Raw genomic sequence first — 18,192 nt, forward strand, 5'->3', positions numbered from 1 at the left:
TAATGGGGGCCCTTCATGGGCTGAGGCGGCTTTGAAATGGCTTTGATCGTACAGAAGTTTGGAGGCACCTCGGTCGGCACTGTCGAGAGAATCGAGCAGGTCGCTGACAAGGTTAAGAAATTCCGCGAAGCCGGTGATGACCTGGTGGTTGTGCTGTCCGCGATGAGTGGCGAAACCAATCGCCTGATCGATCTGGCCAGGCAAATCAGTGGCGACAACCAACCGGTTCCCCGTGAACTGGATGTGATTGTCTCCACCGGTGAGCAGGTGACGATCGCACTGCTGGCCATGGCGCTGATCAAGCGCGGCGTGCCGGCGGTTTCGTACACCGGTAATCAGGTGCGGATTCTGACCGATAGCGCGCACAATAAAGCGCGCATCTTGCAGATTGATGACCAGAAGATTCGTGGTGATCTGAAGGCCGGTCGCGTGGTTGTGGTCGCCGGTTTCCAGGGCGTCGATGAGCACGGCAACATCACGACCCTCGGTCGTGGCGGCTCCGACACCACTGGCGTGGCTCTGGCCGCAGCCTTGAAGGCTGACGAGTGCCAGATCTACACCGACGTGGACGGCGTCTACACCACCGACCCGCGAGTCGTGTCTTCGGCTCAACGCCTGGACAAGATCACCTTCGAAGAGATGCTGGAAATGGCCAGCCTCGGTTCCAAGGTGCTGCAGATCCGTGCGGTCGAGTTTGCCGGCAAGTACAACGTTCCGCTGCGCGTCCTGCACAGCTTTAAGGAGGGTCCGGGTACCCTCATTACTATTGATGAAGAGGAATCCATGGAACAGCCGATCATTTCCGGCATCGCCTTCAACCGCGATGAAGCCAAGCTGACCATCCGTGGTGTGCCAGACACCCCGGGCGTAGCCTTTAAAATTCTCGGCCCGATCAGCGCCGCGAACATTGAAGTCGACATGATCGTGCAGAACGTGGCGCACGATAACACCACCGACTTCACCTTCACGGTTCACCGCAATGATTACCAGGCGGCTCAGTCGGTCCTGGAAAACACCGCGCGTGAAATCGGTGCGCGTGAAGTGGTGGGTGATACCAAGATTGCCAAGGTGTCGATCGTCGGTGTGGGCATGCGTTCTCACGCAGGTGTCGCCAGCCGCATGTTCGAAGCGCTGGCTAAAGAAAGCATCAACATCCAGATGATCTCGACGTCGGAAATCAAGGTTTCGGTCGTCATCGAAGAGAAGTACCTGGAACTGGCTGTGCGCGCTCTGCACACGGCTTTCGAACTCGACGCGGCTGCCCGACAGGGCGAGTGACGCGTTGCCCGAAGGGCGCGGTTATCCGCGCCCTTCGTTTTTTGATCGGTGCGACGGAAAACTGTTCTTTTGCTCGTGCTAGTCAATACTTAGGCATGCAGGGCTGCGACCGTTCTGGTTGTAGGTCGAGTGCCTTTTTTTTGCAGACTGTTGTCCCTGAACTGAAATGCGTGAGGAGAAAGGTATGCTGATTCTGACTCGTCGGTGCGCAGAAAGCCTGATTATTGGTGATGGCGAAATCACTGTGACCGTGCTCGGCGTCAAAGGAAATCAAGTGCGCATTGGTGTCAACGCACCCAAAGAGGTGGCGGTTCACCGTGAGGAAATTTACCTGCGTATAAAGAAAGAGAAGGACGAAGAACCAAGCCATTAATTTTTATCGTTTTTTATGTTTGCAAACGGGGAAAAGGTTGGTTAAGATACGCCCCGTGTTGCGGAGAGGTGGCCGAGTGGCCGAAGGCGCTCCCCTGCTAAGGGAGTACACCTCAAAAGGGTGTCGGGGGTTCGAATCCCCCCTTCTCCGCCATTATTTATTTAGTACGTTGTAATCTGGCTTGTTCTGTAAGTTGTTGAAATTACTAGAAAAAGTGCTTTACAAAAAGATTCTACGGCCTATAATGCGCGGCAACAAATGGCACTCGTAGCTCAGCTGGATAGAGTACTCGGCTACGAACCGAGCGGTCACAGGTTCGAATCCTGTCGAGTGCACCATTTAAGGGTTGTTTGCAGTAATGCGAGCAACTTGCTTCAACCAGGGTGGTCTGGTCTATCAAGCACAAATTGCACTCGTAGCTCAGCTGGATAGAGTACTCGGCTACGAACCGAGCGGTCACAGGTTCGAATCCTGTCGAGTGCACCAAACATGAAAAGCGCCCCAAGCCTCACGGCTTGGGGCGTTTTTTTTTGTGCGCTTTTTATGACAGGGTTTGGCATCGTGTGGGATGCCGGTAAACGCTCCTGTGCGGTGTGCCAGGCAGGCTCCACACGATTCGGCAGTGAATGCCTCGTCAACGATCTCAAGCACGCTGTGAGTGCTTGTCCGGGCGCCGTAGCAGCTGCCGAGCTTGCGAGGCTGCGTTCGAGGACGAAGTCCTCGCAAAACCTGTGCGCGCGGTTTACCTGAAAGAGCGTGTTGTCTGATTTACGACCGCTTCGCAGTCGAATGCAGCCTCGCAAGCTCGTCAGCTGCTACGAGAGTTAGCGCTCGAATCCTGTGGAACAGGCAAAAAAAATCCGGAGCCCTTATCGGGCTCCGGATTTTTTACTCATCAAGGAGCGTTCAGCGATCCTTACTCAGGCTTTCAGAGCAGCTTGAGCTTCGGCGCCTCTTCCTTGATCGGCTCGTTCTGCGCGGTTTGTTCGTTCCAGCCGCCACCGAGGGCCTTGTACAGATTGACCTCGCTGACCAGCTGCGAAAGACGGTCAGTGATCAATGCTTGCTGCGCGCTGTACAACTGGCGCTGGGCATCGAGGAAGGTCAGGTTGCTGTCGATACCGATCCGGTAGCGACGCTCGGCCAAACGGTAGTAAGCCTGGTTGGCACTGACCAGATCACGCTGGGCCTGCAACTGTTGGTTGAAGGTCTGGCGTGCGGCCAGGCCATCGGAGACTTCCTGGAAGGCGGTCTGGATGGACTTTTCGTACTGTGCCACGGTGATTTCTTTCTGGATTTTCGAGTTATCCAGGCTCGCTTTCAGGCTGCCGGCATTGAAGATCGGCAGATTGATTTGCGGCTGGAACAACCAGGTCCCCGAACCACCTTTGAACAGACCGGACAGATCCGGGCTCAGCGTGCCGGCGTTGGCGGTCAGGCTGATGCTCGGGAAGAACGCTGCCCGTGCCGCGCCAATGTTGGCGTTGGCAGCCTTGAGCTTGTGTTCGGCTGCAAGGATGTCCGGGCGACGCTGCAGCAGGTCAGAAGGCAGACCGGCGGGTACTTCACTCAGCAGGTCGCCAGCCAGCGGCTGACCGCCTGGCAGGTTGGCCGGAACCCCGGTGCCCAGCAACAGCGCCAGGCTGTTTTCGTCCTGTGCTACCAGGCGGGTATAACGCGCCAATTGCACTCGTGCGTTCTCTACGGAGGTCCGCGACTGGCTCAGGTCGAGGGCCGAGGCCACACCGACTTCGTTGCTGCGCGCAGTAAGTCTGTAGCTCTCCTCGTATGTACCCAGGGTGGTCTCGGTCAGCTTCAGCAGTTCCTTGTCGGCTTGCCAGGTCAGGTAGGCGTTGGCCACGCTGGCCACCAGGCTGATCTGAGTACTGCGACGGGCCTCTTCACTGGAGAAATAGGTTTGCAAGGCTTGTTCGCTCAAGCTGCGAACGCGGCCAAACAAATCCAGCTCATAGGCGCTGACGCCCAAAGTCGCCGAATACTGGCTGGTGATGTGTTCTGCGCCGGTTTGCGACAGGCGCGCCGGAGTACGTTGACGGCTACCGCTGCCGGTCGCCGAGACGGCCGGGAACAAGTCGGCACGCTGGATGCGGTATTGAGCCGCAAAGGCGTCGATGTTCAGGGCCGCAACGCGCAGATCGCGGTTGTTCACCAGTGCGGTCTGAATAAGCTGTTGCAGTGCCGGGTCATGGAAAAACTGCCGCCAGCCTTGTTCAGCGGCCGCCACGTTGGCGGCCTCCGTAGGGCTGTAGGCTGGACCTTGCGGCCATTGAGCCGCGACCGGTGCTTCTGGCTGCTGATAATCGGGTATCAGCGAGCAACCACCGAGCACGAACGCGGTAATTGCCAGGGAAAGTAGCGACTTGCTCATTGGCTAGCCTCGGTTTGAGTTTCAATGGTGTCCAGTTCGTCCACGTTTTCTCTGCGGCCTAAGGAGGACACTGTGACGAAGAACAACGGCACCCAGAAGATCGCCAGAACAGTGGCGGTGATCATGCCGCCAATTACCCCTGTACCGATTGCATGCTGGCTGCCCGAACCTGCGCCTGTGGAGATTGCCAGTGGTACCACGCCGAGCACGAATGCCAGCGAAGTCATGATGATCGGCCGCAGACGCATCCGGCAGGCTTCAATGGCCGCATCGGTCAGACTACGTCCCTGATGATGCAATTCCTTGGCAAACTCGACGATCAGAATGGCGTTTTTCGATGCCAGACCGATGGTCGTCAACAAGCCCACCTGGAAGTACACGTCGTTGGACAGGCCACGCAAGCTCGTGGCGAGCAGGGCACCGATAATCCCCAGCGGAACCACCAGCATGACCGCGATCGGAATCGACCAGCTTTCGTACAGCGCTGCCAGACAGAGGAAGACCATCAGCAGAGACAGCGCATACAGCGCCGGCGCTTGCGAGCCGGACAGACGCTCCTCGTAGGACAGGCCAGTCCAGGAAATACCGACACCGGCCGGCAGCTTCTTGGCCAGGGCTTCGACTTCGGCCATGGCTTCACCGGTACTGTAGCCGGGCGCCGGGGCACCGAGGATTTCCATGGCTTCGACGCCGTTGTAACGGGCCAGCTTCGGCGAGCCGTAGATCCATTCACCCTTGGCGAAGGCCGAGAACGGAACCATGGTGCCGGCGCTGTTGCGCACATACCATTTCTTCAGGTCTTCGGGGCTCATGCGGGCACCGGGCTGACCCTGGATGTAGACCTTCTTCACCCGACCGCGGTCGATGAAGTCGTTGACATAACTACTGCCCAGTCCGATCGACAGGGTGCTGTTGATGTCTGACAGCGTCACGCCCAAGGCGCTGGCGCGTTCATCGTCGATGGTCAGCTGGTACTGCGGTTCATCGTTCAGACCGTTCGGGCGCACCTGCGACAGTACCTTGCTTTGCGCTGCCATACCCAGGAACTGGTTACGTGCAGCCATCAGCTTGTCGTGACCGATACCTGCGCGATCCTGCAAGAACACGTCGAAACCGGTGGCGTTACCCAGCTCCAGTACTGCCGGTGGCGCGAAGGCAAACACCATCGCGTCACGGAAGGTGAAGAAGTGCTGCTGAGCCCGGGCAGCCAGCTTGAACACGCTGTTTTCTGCAGAGCGTTCGCCCCATGGCTTGAGCATGATGAATGCCATACCCGAGCTCTGGCCACGGCCGGCGAAGTTGAAGCCGGTCACGGTAAACACCGAGTTGACGGCGTCGCCTTCACCGCCTTGCGCGCTTGGGCGCAGCAGGAATTCGCGCATCTCGTCGACCACCACCTGAGTTCGTCCGGAACTGGAGCCGGCCGGGGTCTGCACCTGAGCGAAAAGCACGCCCTGGTCTTCTTCCGGCAGGAACGCAGTAGGGATACGGGCGAACAACCAGACCATACCGATCACGATGATCACGTAAGCCAGCAGGTACGGAGCCTTGTTTCTGAGGATGTTGCCGACACCGCGCTCGTAGCTTTTCACGCTACGGTCGAAGTTGCGGTTGAACCAGCCGAAGAAACCACGCTTAGGTGCGCCGTGCTCACCTTTTGGAATGGCCTTGAGCATGGTTGCGCACAGCGCCGGGGTGAAGATCAGGGCGACCATTACCGACAGCGCCATGGCTGAAACGATAGTGATCGAGAACTGTTTGTAGATCACCCCGGTCGAGCCACTGAAGAACGCCATGGGCAGCAGTACTGCCGATAGCACCAGCGCAATACCGACCAGTGCGCCCTGGATCTGCCCCATGGACTTCTTGGTGGCTTCCTTGGGCGACAGTCCTTCCTCGCTCATTACCCGCTCGACGTTTTCCACCACGACGATGGCATCGTCCACCAGCAAGCCGATGGCCAACACCATACCGAACATGGTCAGGGTGTTGATGCTGAAGCCAAAGGCCGCGAGGATCCCGAAGGTACCCAGCAACACAACCGGCACAGTCATCGTGGTGATAACGGTAGCGCGGAAGTTCTGCAGGAACAGGAACATCACCAGGAACACCAGCACGATCGCTTCGACCAGGGTTTCAACCACACCCTTGATCGACTCGGTCACCACTGGAGTGGTGTCGTACGGGAACACCACTTTCATCCCTTCAGGGAAGAAGGGTTCCAGGTCGCTGATGGTCTTGCGCAAGGCCTTTGCGGTATCGAGAGCGTTGGCACCGTTGGCCAGCTTGACCGCCAGACCGGAGGCCGGCCGGCCGTTGAACTGGGCGCTGATGCTGTAGTTCTCACCACCAAGGCCGACATCGGCCACGTCACCCAGACGCACTTGCGAGCCGTCTTTGTTGACCTTCAGCAAGATGGCTTTGAACTGCTCGGCCGTTTGCAGGCGAGTCTTGCCGATAATGGTTGCGTTCAGTTGCTGGCCAGAAACGGCTGGCAAGCCACCGAGTTGCCCGGACGACACCTGGACGTTCTGCGCGGCGATGGCGGTCTTCACGTCCACCGGCGTCATGTTGAAGTTGTTCAGCTTGGCCGGGTCGAGCCAGATACGCATCGCGTACTGGGCACCGAACACCTGGAAGTCACCGACACCCGCGGTCCGGGAGATCGGGTCCTGCATGTTGGAGACGATGTAGTTGGACAAGTCGTCCTTGGACATGCTGCCGTCTTGCGAGACCACACCGATGACCAGCAGGAAGTTCTTCACTGCCTTGGTGACACGGATACCCTGCTGCTGCACTTCTTGCGGCAGCAGCGGGGTGGCCAGGTTCAGTTTGTTCTGGACCTGAACCTGCGCGGTATCGGAGTTGGTGCCCTGTTCGAAGGTCGCGGTAATGGTCATGCTGCCGTCGGAGTTACTTTCCGATGACACATAACGCAGGTTGTCGATACCGTTGAGCTGCTGCTCAATGACCTGAACCACGGTGTCCTGCACGGTTTGTGCAGAAGCGCCTGGGTAGGCAACGGAGATGGCGATCGCCGGTGGCGCGATGCTCGGGTACTGGTTGATCGGCAATTTGAGGATCGATAGAGCCCCGACCAACATGATCACCAGAGCAATTACCCAGGCGAAAATCGGACGGTCGATAAAAAATTTCGACATGGTTTACTCCCCTTTGCCGCCTGCAGCTTTGTTTGTTGCCTGCGCAGTGGTCGGGTTTTTCGCCGCAACGTTGGTCGCTTCGCTGGCCTTGACCTCAACGCCAGGTTTGACGAATTGCAGGCCTTCGGTAATCAGCCGATCGCCCGCCTTCAAGCCATCCTCGATCAGCCATTGACTACCGACTGTCCGACTGGCCTTGAGCTGACGCAGCTCGACTTTGTTGTCCGGGCCAACCACCAGAGCGGTGGGGGTGCCTTTCAGGTCCCGGGTCACGCCTTGTTGCGGAGCGAGAATCGCCGCAGCGTTCACGCCAGTCTGCAACTGCGCATGGACAAACATGCCCGGCAGCAGAGTGTGGTCGGGGTTCGGGAATACCGCGCGCAGGGTCACGGAACCGGTTGTTTCGTCGACCGAGACTTCGGAGAACTCCAGTTTGCCTTCCGGTTTGTATTGGCTGCCGTCTTCCAGGGTCAGCTTGACCATGGCCGCATTCTCGCCGGCCTTTTGCAGGCGACCGCTTTCCAGTTCGCGGCGCAGCTCAAGCAACTCGACCGACGACTGAGTGACGTCGACGTAGATCGGGTCGAGTTGCTGAATCACCGCCATGGCGGTGGCCTGGCCGCTGTTGACCAGTGCACCTTCGGTGACCGAAGAGCGGCCGATACGGCCGGAGAGTGGCGCTAGCACTTTGGTGTAACGCAGGTTGATCTGTGCGTTTTGCAGACTTGCTTCCGATTGCAAACGATTGGCCACGGCAGTGTCGTATTCCTGACGGCTTACGGCTTGCTCGCTGACCAGTTGTTTGTAGCGATCGGAAATCGACTTGGTCGACTGCAGGTTCGCTTCGGCGCTTTTCTGGGTGGCTTCATAGACCGACGGATCGATTTGGTACAGCTGTTGGCCGGCTTTGACGTCGCCGCCTTCCTTGAACAGACGCTTGAGAATGATGCCGTTGACCTGAGGGCGGACTTCCGCCATGCGGTAGGCCGTGGTACGGCCAGGAAGTTCGGAGGTCAGGGTGAATGCCTGGGGTTGAAGGGTCACTACGCCGACCTGAGGGACTTGTGGGGCAGGTGCCGCCTCTTCCTTTTTGCATCCGCCAAGCAGCGATGCCAGGGCGATGGCAGTGACCAGAGCGGTAACAACTGGCTTGAATTGCATGAAAATCCTCGGGTCAGGCGCGCGAAATGCGCACAAGAAAAGTGGAAAGGTAAAAAATGTGCGCTGGGTAGATAAGTAGCTTGCTAATTAATATACTTACGTTCATGGTTGTTTGTAAATACCGGGGCGTGTACCCGGGCTGTTACAAGGCACGAATTGTAGGTTGGGGAAGGCATAACAATCGCCGCCCGCCATTAAGCTCAGATTAAGGTCCGGTGCCGTCTGAGGCACCCTGATTGAGGTTGTACTGCCATGGTCCGTCGTACCAAAGAGGAAGCTCAGGAAACCCGTAGCCAGATACTCGAAGCGGCAGAGAAAGCCTTTTATGAGCGTGGTGTGGCGCGTACCACGCTGGCGGATATCGCGGCGCTGGCTGGCGTCACGCGCGGGGCCATTTATTGGCATTTCAGTAACAAGGCGGATCTGCTTCAGGCCATGCTCGACACTTTGCATGAGCCGCTGGATGAGATGGCCAAGGCCAGTGAAAATGAAGAGGAGCTCGACCCGTTGGGTTGCATGCGCAAGCTGCTGATTCATTTGTTTCATCAAGTTGCCCTGGACCCGAAGACCCGACGCATTAATGAGATTCTGTTTCATAAGTGCGAGTTCACCGATGAAATGTGCGATCTGCGTCAGCAGCGCCGCGTCGCCAGCCTGGATTGCAATGTGCGTATCGGCCTGGCGTTGCGTAATGCGGTGAATCGTGGACAGCTTCCCGAGAATCTGGATACCGCCCGCGCAGCGATCAGCATGCATGCATTCATCAACGGCATCCTTTACAAGTGGCTTCTGGCTCCTGACGGTTTTGAACTGCACACAGAAGCCGAGCGTTGGGTCGATACCGGGTTGGACATGCTGCGCTGGAGTCCGAGCTTGCGCAATTAAGACAAAATGCGTAATTGAGACCAGTTGTGTCAACACTTAAGGCGAGCGAAGATCGATCCTGCGTTTGCCTTGTTTCGATGGGGTGCTTTTATATACGTGCTGGTTATATCTTGATAGATAGCGAGCTACGTATTTTGTAGGAAAATTGTGCGAGTGTGTGAATGAGTGTAAACACCCCGTTGTTCAACGGAGCTGAGCAGCCGATCAGAGGAATCGCACTGATTTGCCTGGCGGTTTTGCTGTTTGCAAGTCACGACACGCTGGCCAAGTACTTGTCGGTGTTTTACCCCATCGTCATGGTGGTGTGGGCACGTTATGTGGTGCACACGCTGTTGATGCTGGTGATCTTCGTGCCGCGCACTGGTTTTTCGGCAGTGGTGCGCACCAAACGCCCGGGTTTGCAGTTGCTTCGCGCCCTGTGCCTGATTGGCACCAGCCTGTTCTTCACCACAGGTTTGCGCTATATCCCGTTGGCGGAAGCCACTTCGGTCAACTTTCTCGCGCCTTTATTGGTTACCGCGTTGTCCGTCCCGTTGCTGGGTGAGCAGGTCACGCGCAGCCAATGGCTGGCGGTGCTGGCCGGTTTTGTCGGGGTGCTGATCGTGGTGCGGCCGGGCGGGGCACTGTTCACGCCGGCGATTTTCCTGCCGCTGTGCTCGGCGCTGTGTTTTGGCTTCTATCAACTGCTGACCCGCAAACTCAGCGGCATCGACAGCCCGACTACCAGCAACTTCCTTACCGGTATTCTCAACTCGTTGATCATGAGCGCGCTGCTGCCATTTTTCTGGAGCACGCCAACGCTGGTTCACGCTCTGTTCATGATCGGTCTGGGGACCTGCGGCATGCTTGGCCATATGTTGCTGACCCAGGCCTTTCGCCATGCCGCCCCGGCGATGCTCGCGCCGTTCAGCTACGGGCAGATTCTGTTTGCCGGAATGTACGGCTACCTGATCTTTGACCATACGCCGGACATCTTCGGCATCATCGGGATTGCAGTGATTTGCCTGAGCGGTCTTGCCGTGGCCTGGGGGCAGCGCAAGGGCTAAGCTGACGAGGCAGCCGAATCGGGGGAGGGGTGGTCGCTGATGGTCCTGGCTCCTCCCGACCAGAGCAAACAGGCCGCGTCCGCATGCCTGCGAGTCGTGGTGAATTCGAGGAAAAACCTGTGAACAAGATTTACTCGAGTGCAGAATCCGCCCTGCAAGGTCTCGTCGAAGACGGCATGACCCTTGCGGTAGGTGGCTTTGGGTTGTGCGGTATCCCTGAGGCCTTGATCGCCGCCTTGCGTGACACCGGCAAGAGCGGGCTGACGGTGATCAGCAACAATGCCGGGGTCGATGGTTTCGGATTGGGTCAACTGCTGACCACCCGGCAGATCCGCAAGATGATTTCCTCATACGTCGGCGAGAACAAAGAGTTCGAGCGGCAGTACCTGGCCGGCGAGCTGGAACTGGAGTTCACCCCGCAAGGGACACTGGCGGAAAAGCTCCGCGCTGGTGGTGCGGGTATACCGGCGTTTTTCACCAAGACCGGTTACGGCACTCTGGTGGCCGAAGGCAAGGAAACCCGTGAGTTCGATGGCGAGTGGTACGTGATGGAGCGTTCGCTGCGTGCCGACCTGGCGTTGGTCAAAGCCTGGAAGGCCGACAAGTCGGGCAATCTGCTGTTCAACAAGACCGCCCGCAATTTCAACCCGCTGGCCGCCATGGCGGCGAAAGTCTGTGTTGTCGAAGTGGAAGAGATTGTTGAGACAGGCGAACTGGATGCCGACCAGATCCACTTGCCGGGGATCTACGTGCAGCGTCTGGTGCTCAACGCCACCCCTGAAAAACGCATCGAACAACGCACTGTGCGGAGCGCCTGATCATGGCCTGGACTCGTGAAGAAATGGCGCAGCGCGCCGCTCAAGAATTGCAGGACGGTTTCTACGTGAACCTCGGTATCGGTTTGCCGACACTGGTGGCCAACTATATTCCCGAAGGCATGGACGTCTGGCTGCAGAGCGAAAACGGTTTGCTCGGTATCGGTCCGTTTCCGCTTGAAGATGAAGTCGATCCTGACCTGATCAATGCCGGCAAGCAGACCATCACCACCTTGCCTGGCAGCAGTTTTTTCAACAGTGCCGACTCCTTCGCGATGATCCGTGGCGGCCACATCAATCTGTCGATTCTCGGTGCCATGCAGGTGTCGGAACACGGCGATCTGGCCAACTGGATGATCCCTGGCAAAATGGTCAAAGGCATGGGCGGCGCCATGGACCTGGTGGCTGGGGTCAAGCGCGTGGTGATATTGATGGAACATACCGCCAAGGGCGGTAGCCACAAACTGCTCAAACGCTGCGACTTGCCGCTGACCGGCGTCGGGGTGGTGGACCGGATCATTACTGATCTGGCGGTGCTGGACGTGACCGGGCAGGGCCTGAAACTGGTGGAGCTGGCGGCGGGTGTGAGCCTGGAAGAACTGCAAGCGGCGACCGGGTGCCCGATCAGCGCTTGATCGACGGCTCTTTGCAGGAGCCTGGCTTGCCAGCGATGAACGATAACGCGGTAGGTCAGGCAGACCGCATCGCTCCCTTCGCGGGCAAGCCTCGCTCCTACAGGGGGGGCGAGTACATTCCAGGCAAATTGCTTTGCCAACAAAAAGCCCCGGCTCTTTCGAGTCGGGGCTTTTTGCGTTTGGGGGGCTGCTCTCCCCTTTCCCGGAATGTGCCTGCAAAAAGACCGGTAGCGGCTGAAATGATCGTTCCCACGCTCCGCGTGGGAATGCAGCCCGGGACGCTCCGCGTCCCAACAGCGGACGCAGAGCGCCCATTGAGGCGTTCCCACGCAGAGCGTGGGAACGATCAAAGTCGGGGCTTTTTGGTTTAAGGCGCTTTGTTTACAGCACTGGGTAGTCGATGTAGCCGACCGGGCCTTTGCCGTAGAAGGTTTCAGGATGCGCCTGGTTCAGTTCGGCATCGGCTTTCAGGCGCGCTGGCAGGTCCGGGTTGGCGATGAACGGTACGCCGAAGGCGATCGCATCGGCCTTGCCGCTGGCCAGCCAGGCATTGGCGCTGTCTTTGGTGAAGCGTTCGTTGGCGATGTATGGGCCGCCGAACGCTTCTTTGAGCTGCGGGCCGAGGCTGTCGACGCCTTCTTTCTCGCGCGAGCAGATGAAGGCGATGCCACGTTTGCCCAGTTCCCGAGCGACGTAGCTGAAGGTCTCTGACGGGTTTTCGTCGCCCATGTCGTGGGAGTCGGCCCGTGGCGCCAGGTGCATGCCGACGCGGCCAGCGCCCCATACTTCGATTACTGCGTCAGTCACTTCGAGCATCAGCCGTGCACGGTTTTCCAGCGAGCCACCGTAGTTGTCGGTGCGCTGGTTGGTGCTGCTTTGCAGGAATTGATCGAGCAGATAACCGTTGGCACCGTGGATTTCCACACCGTCGAAACCGGCGGCTTTGGCGTTCTCGGCGCCCACGCGGTAGGCGTCGACGATGTCGGCGATTTCAGCGGTTTCCAGTGCGCGTGGCGTCGGGTAGTCGGACAGCGGACGAACCAGGCTGACATGGCCTTTGGGCTGAATGGCGCTCGGGGCGACCGGTGTTTCGCCATTCAGGTAAGAGGGGTGGGAAACTCGCCCGACGTGCCACAGCTGCAGGAAAATCCGCCCGCCAGCGCCGTGAATGGCCTTGGTCACGTTGCTCCAGCCGCGCACTTGATCGTTGGACCAGATGCCCGGGGTGTCAGGGTAGCCGACGCCCATTGGCGTGACCGAAGTGGCCTCGCTGAGGATCAAGCCGGCGGAGGCGCGCTGAACATAGTATTCAGCCATCAGCGCGTTCGGCACACGGCCTTCATCGGCGCGGCAGCGAGTCAGCGGTGCCATGATGATGCGGTTCGGCAGTTCGAGGTCGCCGAGTTTGATTGGATCGAAAATAGTTGCCATGGATACAACCCTCTTAATGATCAGTTGGTAGCTGGGGCCAGCTCGGCATTGCCGCTCTGACGAAAAGTAATCAGGGTCACCAGCAGTGCGAGGACCGCCAGCGCAGCAGCGGCCAAGGGCACGCTGGTCAGGCCGAAACCGTGGGCAATGACGCTGCCACCGACCCAGGCGCCGAGGGCGTTGCCGATGTTGAAGGCGCCAATATTGAGGGTCGACACCAGGTTCGGTGCGGCCTTGCCGAAGGTCACTACGTTCACTTGCAGGGCCGGAACGGCGGCGAACGAGGCGCAGGCCCAGAAGAACAGGGTGATTTCGGTCGGGATCAGCGCGACGCTGGTCCAGCTCAACACGCTCGAGACCACCGCCATCGAGATGAAGACCCCGATCAGCGTGGCCGCCAGGCGTCTGTCCGCCAGCTTGCCGCCGATGATGTTACCCACGGTCAACCCGAGACCAATCAACAGCAGGGTCCAGGTCACGCCCTTGGGCGAAACACCGGTGACGTCACCCAACAGCGGTGCAACGTAGGTGAAGAGGGTGAACATCGACGCCGCAAACAGCGCGGTCATGCTCAGCGACAACCAGATCCCGGCACCTTTCAGGGCGGCCAGCTCCGAGCGCATATCGAGTTTTTCTTCATCGCGTCTGGCTGGCAGGAAACGGATCAGGCCGATCAGCGCGATCACACCGATAACCGTCACTGCCCAGAAGGTCGAACGCCAGCCGGCTTCCTGACCCAGAGCGGTGCCCAGCGGTACGCCCAACACGTTGGCCAGGGTCAGGCCGGTGAACATCAAGGCCACGGCCGAGGCGCGTTTGTTGGCGGGTACCAGGCCGGCAGCCACCACCGAACCGATGCCGAAGAAGGCGCCGTGACACAGGGCCGTCACGACCCGGGCGAACATCAACACGTTGTAGTCACTGGCCAGGGCACAGAGCAGGTTGCCGACGATGAAGATGCCCATCAACGCTACCAGTGCGGCCTTGCGTGGCAGTTTGGCGGTGGCCAGTGCCATGAACGGCGCACCGATGGCCACGCCCAGGGCGTAGCCGGTCACCAGCCAGCCGGCGCCGGGAATCGACACCCCGAGGTCGGCCGCCACATCGGGCAGCAAGCCCATGATGACGAACTCGGTGGTGCCGATGGCGAAGGCACTCAGGGCCAGGATGAGTAGCGAGAGGGGCATGTTTAATCCTTTTAAAAGTGCCGGGTCAGAGCTCTTTGCTGATGGTGCGCAGGAATTCCTGAATCACATCCTCGTTGCGTTTGAAGAAGTGCCACTGACCGGCCTTCTGGCTGGTGATCAGCCCCGCACGCTGCAAGGTCGCCAAGTGAGCGGACACGGTCGACTGCGACAGGCCGCAGCGTTGATCGATTTGTCCGGCACAGATGCCGTACTCGTGATGGTGGATTTGATCGGGGAACTGAGCTTTCGGGTCTTTCAGCCAGTTGAGAATGTCTCGCCGTACTGGGTGCGCCAGGGCTTTTATTATTTCGTCGAGGTCAATGGTCATGGCAGTGCTCGGGGTGGGTAAAACGTTATATCGCGATGGAGCGAACTTTAAATCGTTATTTCGCGATATACAAATATGACTTTGGTCTGAGATCAGCGTAAATCGATATATCGGGTTATAACGATATCAGCGCCTGGTGCTAAGCTGCGCTCTATGAACTATCTCGCACACCTACACCTTGGCGGTCAGCGCCCGGGTCAACTGCTCGGCAGCCTGTATGGCGATTTCGTCAAAGGCCGGCTGCAAGGGCAGTTCGATCCGGAGATCGAGGCGGCCATTGCGCTGCATCGGCATATCGATATGTTCACCGATCGCCACCCGCTGGTCGGCCAGTCGCTATCGCGGTTTTCGCTGACGCGGCGGCGTTACGCTGGAATCGTGCTGGACGTGTTCTTCGACCATTGCCTGGCGCGGGACTGGCAGCTGTATACCGACCGTCCGCTGGACAGTTTCACTGCAGACGTTTATCGGGTGCTGGCCGCTGAACCCCGGTTGCCAGGGCGCCTGGCGGAAATTGCGCCGCACATGGCGGCCCATGACTGGCTGGGTTCGTATCGTGATTTTGCGGTGCTGGAGCAAGTGCTCCGGGGTATCTCGCGGCGCTTGTCGCGCCCCGAGGAACTGGCTGGCGCCATGCAGGAACTGGAAAGGTTGTATGAGCCGTTGAGTGAGGATTTTCGGGTGTTCTATCCAGAGTTGCAGGCGTTCTCACAAGAACAATTGCGAATACATTCTTGAGCGCAGCGATGATCTAGTGTGGGAAGGGTCGGGCGACGTTCGTTTGCTCGCGATGCGGACACCTCGGTTGGGCTGATACACCGTGGCGATCCCATCGCGAGCAAGCTCGGCTCCTACAGACGCGGGGGTCAGGCAGCGATCAGGTCACCGGTACGGCGCGGTTCTGCAGGTTGAGCGACCTCACCAAACAATGCTTTTTGCACCGCTTGCTGCGCCTGAAAGGCTAATGCCGCACGTTCCTGACCGTGACAGGCAATCGGTTTGAGCAGGTGGATTTCCACCTCGCCCTGATCATTGGCAAACAAGCGCATCAGGTGTGACAGCAGGTCATCGTCGCCAATGAAGGGTGCCAATGGATCGATCTGTCCATCACGTAAATACCGAATGGCCACCGGTTGCAAGGCCACGTCGGCGTCGATGGCGGCAGACAGCAAGCGGCCATGGAAGGTGCGCAGCGAACGGCCGTCGGTGGTGGTGCCTTCCGGGAATATCAGCAGCGGATGTTCTTGCTCCAGATGACGGCTCATCTGTTTGCGGATCAACTGGCTGTCGCCCGAGCCGCGACGGATAAACAGACTGCCAGCCTTCGCCGCCAACCAGCCGGCGACCGGCCAGGTACGCACTTCAGCCTTGGACAGAAAGGACAGCGGAGTCAGCATGCCGAGCAACGGAATGTCGGTCCATGACACATGGTTGCTGACCCATAGCATTGGTTGTTGCGGCAGTTCCCCCTGAACGGTCACACGGAAGGGCAGGGCATTACTCAGCCGTGCCATGAAAAACCGTGACCAGCGCTGACGCCGGACCATGGAGTTGGCGATGCCCATGCGCTCGAAAAAACCGAACAGGCTGGCCATGCTCAAACCTAGCGCGACCACCAGCAACACCCGCGCAATCCGTGCGTACACCCGCAACCGGCTCATCAGACTGCCGCCTTGAAGTGCCGTGCGTAACGCGGGCACAACTCGTCACGCTTGAGCAGGATGAACACGTCAGCGACCTGGAAGTCTTCGTCCCAGCAGGGTTCGCCGCAGATTTTCGCCCCAAGGCGCATGTAAGCCTTGAGCAGTGGCGGCATTTCGGCGATTACGTTGGACGGGATGTCGAGGGGCGGCAGCGGTTTCTTCGGTTCGGCGCGCAAGTGTTCGGTGCTCAGGTAGCGTTCGCGCAGCCGTTGCATGATCGCCTGGGCCTGAATCCCGCCGTCCTGCATCGGGATGCTGGCGCAACCCATCAGGTAGCTGTAACCGCCCTGGTTGAGCACTTCAGCCAGTTCGCCCCAGAGCACGGCGATGGTACCGCCGTTGCGATACGCCGGATCAACGCAGGTGCGGCCGATTTCCAGGATCGGGCCTTTGAGGTGCACCAGGCCGTGCAGGCTGAATTCTTCTTCGCTGTAGAAGCGCCCCAGGCTGCTGGCGGCCTGATGGTCGAGCAAGCGAGTGGTGGCAACCAGACGGCCGGTGTTCAGGTCACGTACACCGATGTGGGCGCAGTGAACATCATAGTCATCCATGTCCAGACCGAACTCGGCTCCTTTTAACCTGGCGTTGAATTCGCCGCTGAAAACGTTGAAGCGCAAGGCCTGGGCTTCCTGCAATGCCTCGGTACCGATCAGGCGTTCGGCTTGCAGGCGGCGTTCATTGCCGGTGTCGCTGATGCGGGCGATCTGAGTCATTGCGAATCTCCTTACGGGCTACTGACCCATCTTGGGTTGCAGCCGATCGACTTTGTTGTGCAAAGTCAGGCTATGTAGCCCCGGTGTCATCGCCATGAAGCTTTGGTGATGCTTGTATGACAGCCCTTTGAGGAACCTCTTATGCCTTGGCAAGCCCTGTTGAGCCGCTGCACCCGGTTGCCCGCCGGTCCGGATCTGGCTGAAGGCTATGCGGCTTTGTTACACAAGTTGGGCAACGTGACGCCGTTCGAGCTGGCGGTGCGCGGTGGTCGATTGATGGCAACGCCGGGGCTGGCGTTTCTGGTGGGCTACCAGGCAGCGTTGCGCATGCTTTGGCCCAGTGCGCCACCGAGCCTGGGTGCCTTGTGCGCGACCGAGCAGCGCAGCCTGCGACCGTCAGACATGCAGACCCGTCTCGATGGCCTGCGACTGAGCGGGCGTAAGGATTTCGTCACGGCCGGCGATGCCGCGGACTGGCTATTGATTGCCGCGCGCTGCGAAGGGCCGGATGAACCACCGCGTTTGAGTCTGGCGGTGGTTTACCCCGGAGAGCCCGGTGTACGTCTGGAAAAATTACCGGCCATCGCGTTGATGCCGGACATCAGCCATGGCCGTCTGTTTCTCGACTATGCCCAGTGCGAATTGCTCGCCGGGGACGGTTGGGACGCCTACGTCAAACCGTTCCGTACCCTGGAAGACATCTATGTGCTCAGTGCCATGAGCGCCTGGTTGTATGGCGTCGGTCACGACAGCGACTGGCCGCAGAGCCTGCAATTGCGGCTGTTGGCGCTGCTGGCCGGGTGTGCCGAAGTCAGTCGGCACAGCCCGGGTTCAAATGCCGGGCATATCTTGCTGGGTGGTTTGTTCGCACAGTTTGATTCGCTCAAGCCTGAGCTGAACGAAGCGTTCAACGATGGCCCGCCGGAGTGGGCTGAGCTGTGGAACCGTGATCGGGCGCTGCTGGACCTGGCCACTGTGGCGCGGGCCAAACGGCTGGCCAAGGCGTTGGCGGGTTGAAAAGGCCCCGCTCCTCGTAGCAGCTGGCGAAGCCTGCGTTCGGCCGCGAAGCGGTCGCAATCCGATAGAT

The 18,192-nt window shown here is 59.1% G+C and carries 16 protein-coding genes and 3 tRNA genes; 11 read left to right on the forward strand and 8 right to left on the reverse strand.

Annotated elements, in window-relative coordinates:
- The first annotated feature begins 36 nt into the window (after nucleotides 1-36).
- The 5 genes from AC07VR_RS13855 to AC07VR_RS13875 all read left to right on the forward strand — a co-directional run bounded on the left by AC07VR_RS13855 (nucleotide 37) and on the right by AC07VR_RS13875 (nucleotide 2,137).
- Complete coding sequence (locus tag AC07VR_RS13855) at nucleotides 37-1,278, forward strand: aspartate kinase (protein ID WP_494992740.1); 1,242 nt, start codon at nucleotides 37-39, stop codon at nucleotides 1,276-1,278.
- A 184-nt stretch (nucleotides 1,279-1,462) separates the two neighbouring features.
- Nucleotides 1,463-1,651: a carbon storage regulator CsrA gene (gene csrA, locus AC07VR_RS13860; protein WP_002554426.1), complete on the forward strand. Its 189-nt coding sequence runs from the start codon at nucleotides 1,463-1,465 to the stop codon at nucleotides 1,649-1,651.
- Between the two features lie 62 nt (nucleotides 1,652-1,713).
- Nucleotides 1,714-1,804, forward strand: a tRNA-Ser gene (locus tag AC07VR_RS13865).
- 108 nt (nucleotides 1,805-1,912) lie between these two features.
- Nucleotides 1,913-1,989 (forward strand) — tRNA-Arg (locus AC07VR_RS13870).
- A gap of 71 nt (nucleotides 1,990-2,060) precedes the next feature.
- A tRNA-Arg gene (locus AC07VR_RS13875) sits at nucleotides 2,061-2,137 on the forward strand.
- Nucleotides 2,138-2,579: 442 nt separating this feature from the next.
- Here the strand turns inward: AC07VR_RS13875 and AC07VR_RS13880 are convergent.
- The 3 genes from AC07VR_RS13880 to emhA are packed head-to-tail and all read right to left on the reverse strand — an operon-like array spanning nucleotide 2,580 to nucleotide 8,362.
- A complete protein-coding gene (locus AC07VR_RS13880) occupies nucleotides 2,580-4,040 on the reverse strand; it encodes an AdeC/AdeK/OprM family multidrug efflux complex outer membrane factor (RefSeq protein ID WP_495011539.1) in 1,461 nt (486 codons plus the stop codon).
- Entirely contained in the window at nucleotides 4,037-7,201 is a 3,165-nt protein-coding gene (gene emhB / locus AC07VR_RS13885; protein ID WP_495011540.1) for an efflux RND transporter permease subunit EmhB, read from the reverse strand. The genes AC07VR_RS13880 and emhB overlap by 4 nt, the downstream gene beginning before the upstream one ends.
- Nucleotides 7,202-7,204: 3 nt before the next feature.
- Nucleotides 7,205-8,362, reverse strand: coding sequence for an efflux RND transporter periplasmic adaptor subunit EmhA (gene emhA / locus AC07VR_RS13890; protein ID WP_495011541.1), 1,158 nt, complete (start codon nucleotides 8,360-8,362; stop codon nucleotides 7,205-7,207).
- Between the two features lie 252 nt (nucleotides 8,363-8,614).
- On the opposite strand from emhA, the gene emhR reads away from it, so the two are divergent.
- The 4 genes from emhR (at nucleotide 8,615) to AC07VR_RS13910 (ending at nucleotide 11,743) form a co-directional block, all read left to right on the forward strand.
- The gene (gene emhR, locus AC07VR_RS13895; protein WP_494992745.1) at nucleotides 8,615-9,247 is read left to right on the forward strand and encodes an efflux system transcriptional repressor EmhR; all 633 of its coding nucleotides are present in this window, start codon (nucleotides 8,615-8,617) and stop codon (nucleotides 9,245-9,247) included.
- A gap of 161 nt (nucleotides 9,248-9,408) precedes the next feature.
- The gene (locus tag AC07VR_RS13900) at nucleotides 9,409-10,293 is read left to right on the forward strand and encodes a DMT family transporter (protein ID WP_495011542.1); all 885 of its coding nucleotides are present in this window, start codon (nucleotides 9,409-9,411) and stop codon (nucleotides 10,291-10,293) included.
- Between the two features lie 119 nt (nucleotides 10,294-10,412).
- A complete protein-coding gene (locus AC07VR_RS13905; RefSeq protein ID WP_495011543.1) occupies nucleotides 10,413-11,111 on the forward strand; it encodes a CoA transferase subunit A in 699 nt (232 codons plus the stop codon).
- A gap of 2 nt (nucleotides 11,112-11,113) precedes the next feature.
- Nucleotides 11,114-11,743 carry a CoA transferase subunit B gene (locus AC07VR_RS13910; RefSeq protein ID WP_494992748.1) on the forward strand — a complete coding sequence of 210 codons (630 nt, stop codon included), beginning with the start codon at nucleotides 11,114-11,116 and terminating at the stop codon, nucleotides 11,741-11,743.
- A 381-nt stretch (nucleotides 11,744-12,124) separates the two neighbouring features.
- Here AC07VR_RS13910 and AC07VR_RS13915 read toward each other — a convergent pair whose 3' ends face one another.
- The 3 genes from AC07VR_RS13915 to AC07VR_RS13925 are packed head-to-tail and all read right to left on the reverse strand — an operon-like array spanning nucleotide 12,125 to nucleotide 14,689.
- Nucleotides 12,125-13,174, reverse strand: coding sequence for an alkene reductase (locus AC07VR_RS13915; RefSeq protein WP_494992749.1), 1,050 nt, complete (start codon nucleotides 13,172-13,174; stop codon nucleotides 12,125-12,127).
- A 20-nt stretch (nucleotides 13,175-13,194) separates the two neighbouring features.
- Complete coding sequence (locus tag AC07VR_RS13920) at nucleotides 13,195-14,361, reverse strand: MFS transporter (protein ID WP_495011544.1); 1,167 nt, start codon at nucleotides 14,359-14,361, stop codon at nucleotides 13,195-13,197.
- A gap of 25 nt (nucleotides 14,362-14,386) precedes the next feature.
- Nucleotides 14,387-14,689, reverse strand: coding sequence for an ArsR/SmtB family transcription factor (locus AC07VR_RS13925; protein WP_494992751.1), 303 nt, complete (start codon nucleotides 14,687-14,689; stop codon nucleotides 14,387-14,389).
- A gap of 153 nt (nucleotides 14,690-14,842) precedes the next feature.
- On the opposite strand from AC07VR_RS13925, the gene AC07VR_RS13930 reads away from it, so the two are divergent.
- Nucleotides 14,843-15,427: an acyl carrier protein phosphodiesterase gene (locus tag AC07VR_RS13930; RefSeq protein WP_495011545.1), complete on the forward strand. Its 585-nt coding sequence runs from the start codon at nucleotides 14,843-14,845 to the stop codon at nucleotides 15,425-15,427.
- A 128-nt stretch (nucleotides 15,428-15,555) separates the two neighbouring features.
- On the opposite strand, the gene AC07VR_RS13935 is transcribed toward AC07VR_RS13930, so the two are convergent.
- Both AC07VR_RS13935 and olsB read right to left on the reverse strand, forming a co-directional pair.
- The gene (locus AC07VR_RS13935) at nucleotides 15,556-16,350 is read right to left on the reverse strand and encodes a lysophospholipid acyltransferase family protein (RefSeq protein WP_495011546.1); all 795 of its coding nucleotides are present in this window, start codon (nucleotides 16,348-16,350) and stop codon (nucleotides 15,556-15,558) included.
- Nucleotides 16,350-17,105, reverse strand: coding sequence for an L-ornithine N(alpha)-acyltransferase (gene olsB / locus AC07VR_RS13940; protein ID WP_494992754.1), 756 nt, complete (start codon nucleotides 17,103-17,105; stop codon nucleotides 16,350-16,352). The genes AC07VR_RS13935 and olsB overlap by 1 nt, the downstream gene beginning before the upstream one ends.
- Nucleotides 17,106-17,246: 141 nt before the next feature.
- Between olsB and AC07VR_RS13945 the strand changes: the two genes are divergently transcribed.
- On the forward strand, nucleotides 17,247-18,122 hold the full coding sequence (locus AC07VR_RS13945) for an acyl-CoA dehydrogenase middle domain-containing protein (protein ID WP_494992755.1): 876 nt from the start codon (nucleotides 17,247-17,249) through the stop codon (nucleotides 18,120-18,122).
- The last annotated feature ends 70 nt before the right edge of the window (nucleotides 18,123-18,192 follow it).

It is taken from the genome of Pseudomonas sp. GW821-FHT02H09, assembly GCF_059421425.1.

What these genes read in the sequence shown, in the direction of transcription:
- AC07VR_RS13855 (WP_494992740.1), top strand. Translation starts at nt 37, where the DNA reads ATGGCTTTGATCGTACAGAAGTTTGGAGGCACCTCGGTCGGCACTGTC.
- csrA (WP_002554426.1), top strand. Translation starts at nt 1,463, where the DNA reads ATGCTGATTCTGACTCGTCGGTGCGCAGAAAGCCTGATTATTGGTGAT.
- AC07VR_RS13880 (WP_495011539.1), bottom strand. Translation starts at nt 4,040, where the DNA reads ATGAGCAAGTCGCTACTTTCCCTGGCAATTACCGCGTTCGTGCTCGGT.
- emhB (WP_495011540.1), bottom strand. Translation starts at nt 7,201, where the DNA reads ATGTCGAAATTTTTTATCGACCGTCCGATTTTCGCCTGGGTAATTGCT.
- emhA (WP_495011541.1), bottom strand. Translation starts at nt 8,362, where the DNA reads ATGCAATTCAAGCCAGTTGTTACCGCTCTGGTCACTGCCATCGCCCTG.
- emhR (WP_494992745.1), top strand. Translation starts at nt 8,615, where the DNA reads ATGGTCCGTCGTACCAAAGAGGAAGCTCAGGAAACCCGTAGCCAGATA.
- AC07VR_RS13900 (WP_495011542.1), top strand. Translation starts at nt 9,409, where the DNA reads ATGAGTGTAAACACCCCGTTGTTCAACGGAGCTGAGCAGCCGATCAGA.
- AC07VR_RS13910 (WP_494992748.1), top strand. Translation starts at nt 11,114, where the DNA reads ATGGCCTGGACTCGTGAAGAAATGGCGCAGCGCGCCGCTCAAGAATTG.
- AC07VR_RS13915 (WP_494992749.1), bottom strand. Translation starts at nt 13,174, where the DNA reads ATGGCAACTATTTTCGATCCAATCAAACTCGGCGACCTCGAACTGCCG.
- AC07VR_RS13920 (WP_495011544.1), bottom strand. Translation starts at nt 14,361, where the DNA reads ATGCCCCTCTCGCTACTCATCCTGGCCCTGAGTGCCTTCGCCATCGGC.
- AC07VR_RS13925 (WP_494992751.1), bottom strand. Translation starts at nt 14,689, where the DNA reads ATGACCATTGACCTCGACGAAATAATAAAAGCCCTGGCGCACCCAGTA.
- AC07VR_RS13930 (WP_495011545.1), top strand. Translation starts at nt 14,843, where the DNA reads ATGAACTATCTCGCACACCTACACCTTGGCGGTCAGCGCCCGGGTCAA.
- AC07VR_RS13935 (WP_495011546.1), bottom strand. Translation starts at nt 16,350, where the DNA reads ATGAGCCGGTTGCGGGTGTACGCACGGATTGCGCGGGTGTTGCTGGTG.
- olsB (WP_494992754.1), bottom strand. Translation starts at nt 17,105, where the DNA reads ATGACTCAGATCGCCCGCATCAGCGACACCGGCAATGAACGCCGCCTG.
- AC07VR_RS13945 (WP_494992755.1), top strand. Translation starts at nt 17,247, where the DNA reads ATGCCTTGGCAAGCCCTGTTGAGCCGCTGCACCCGGTTGCCCGCCGGT.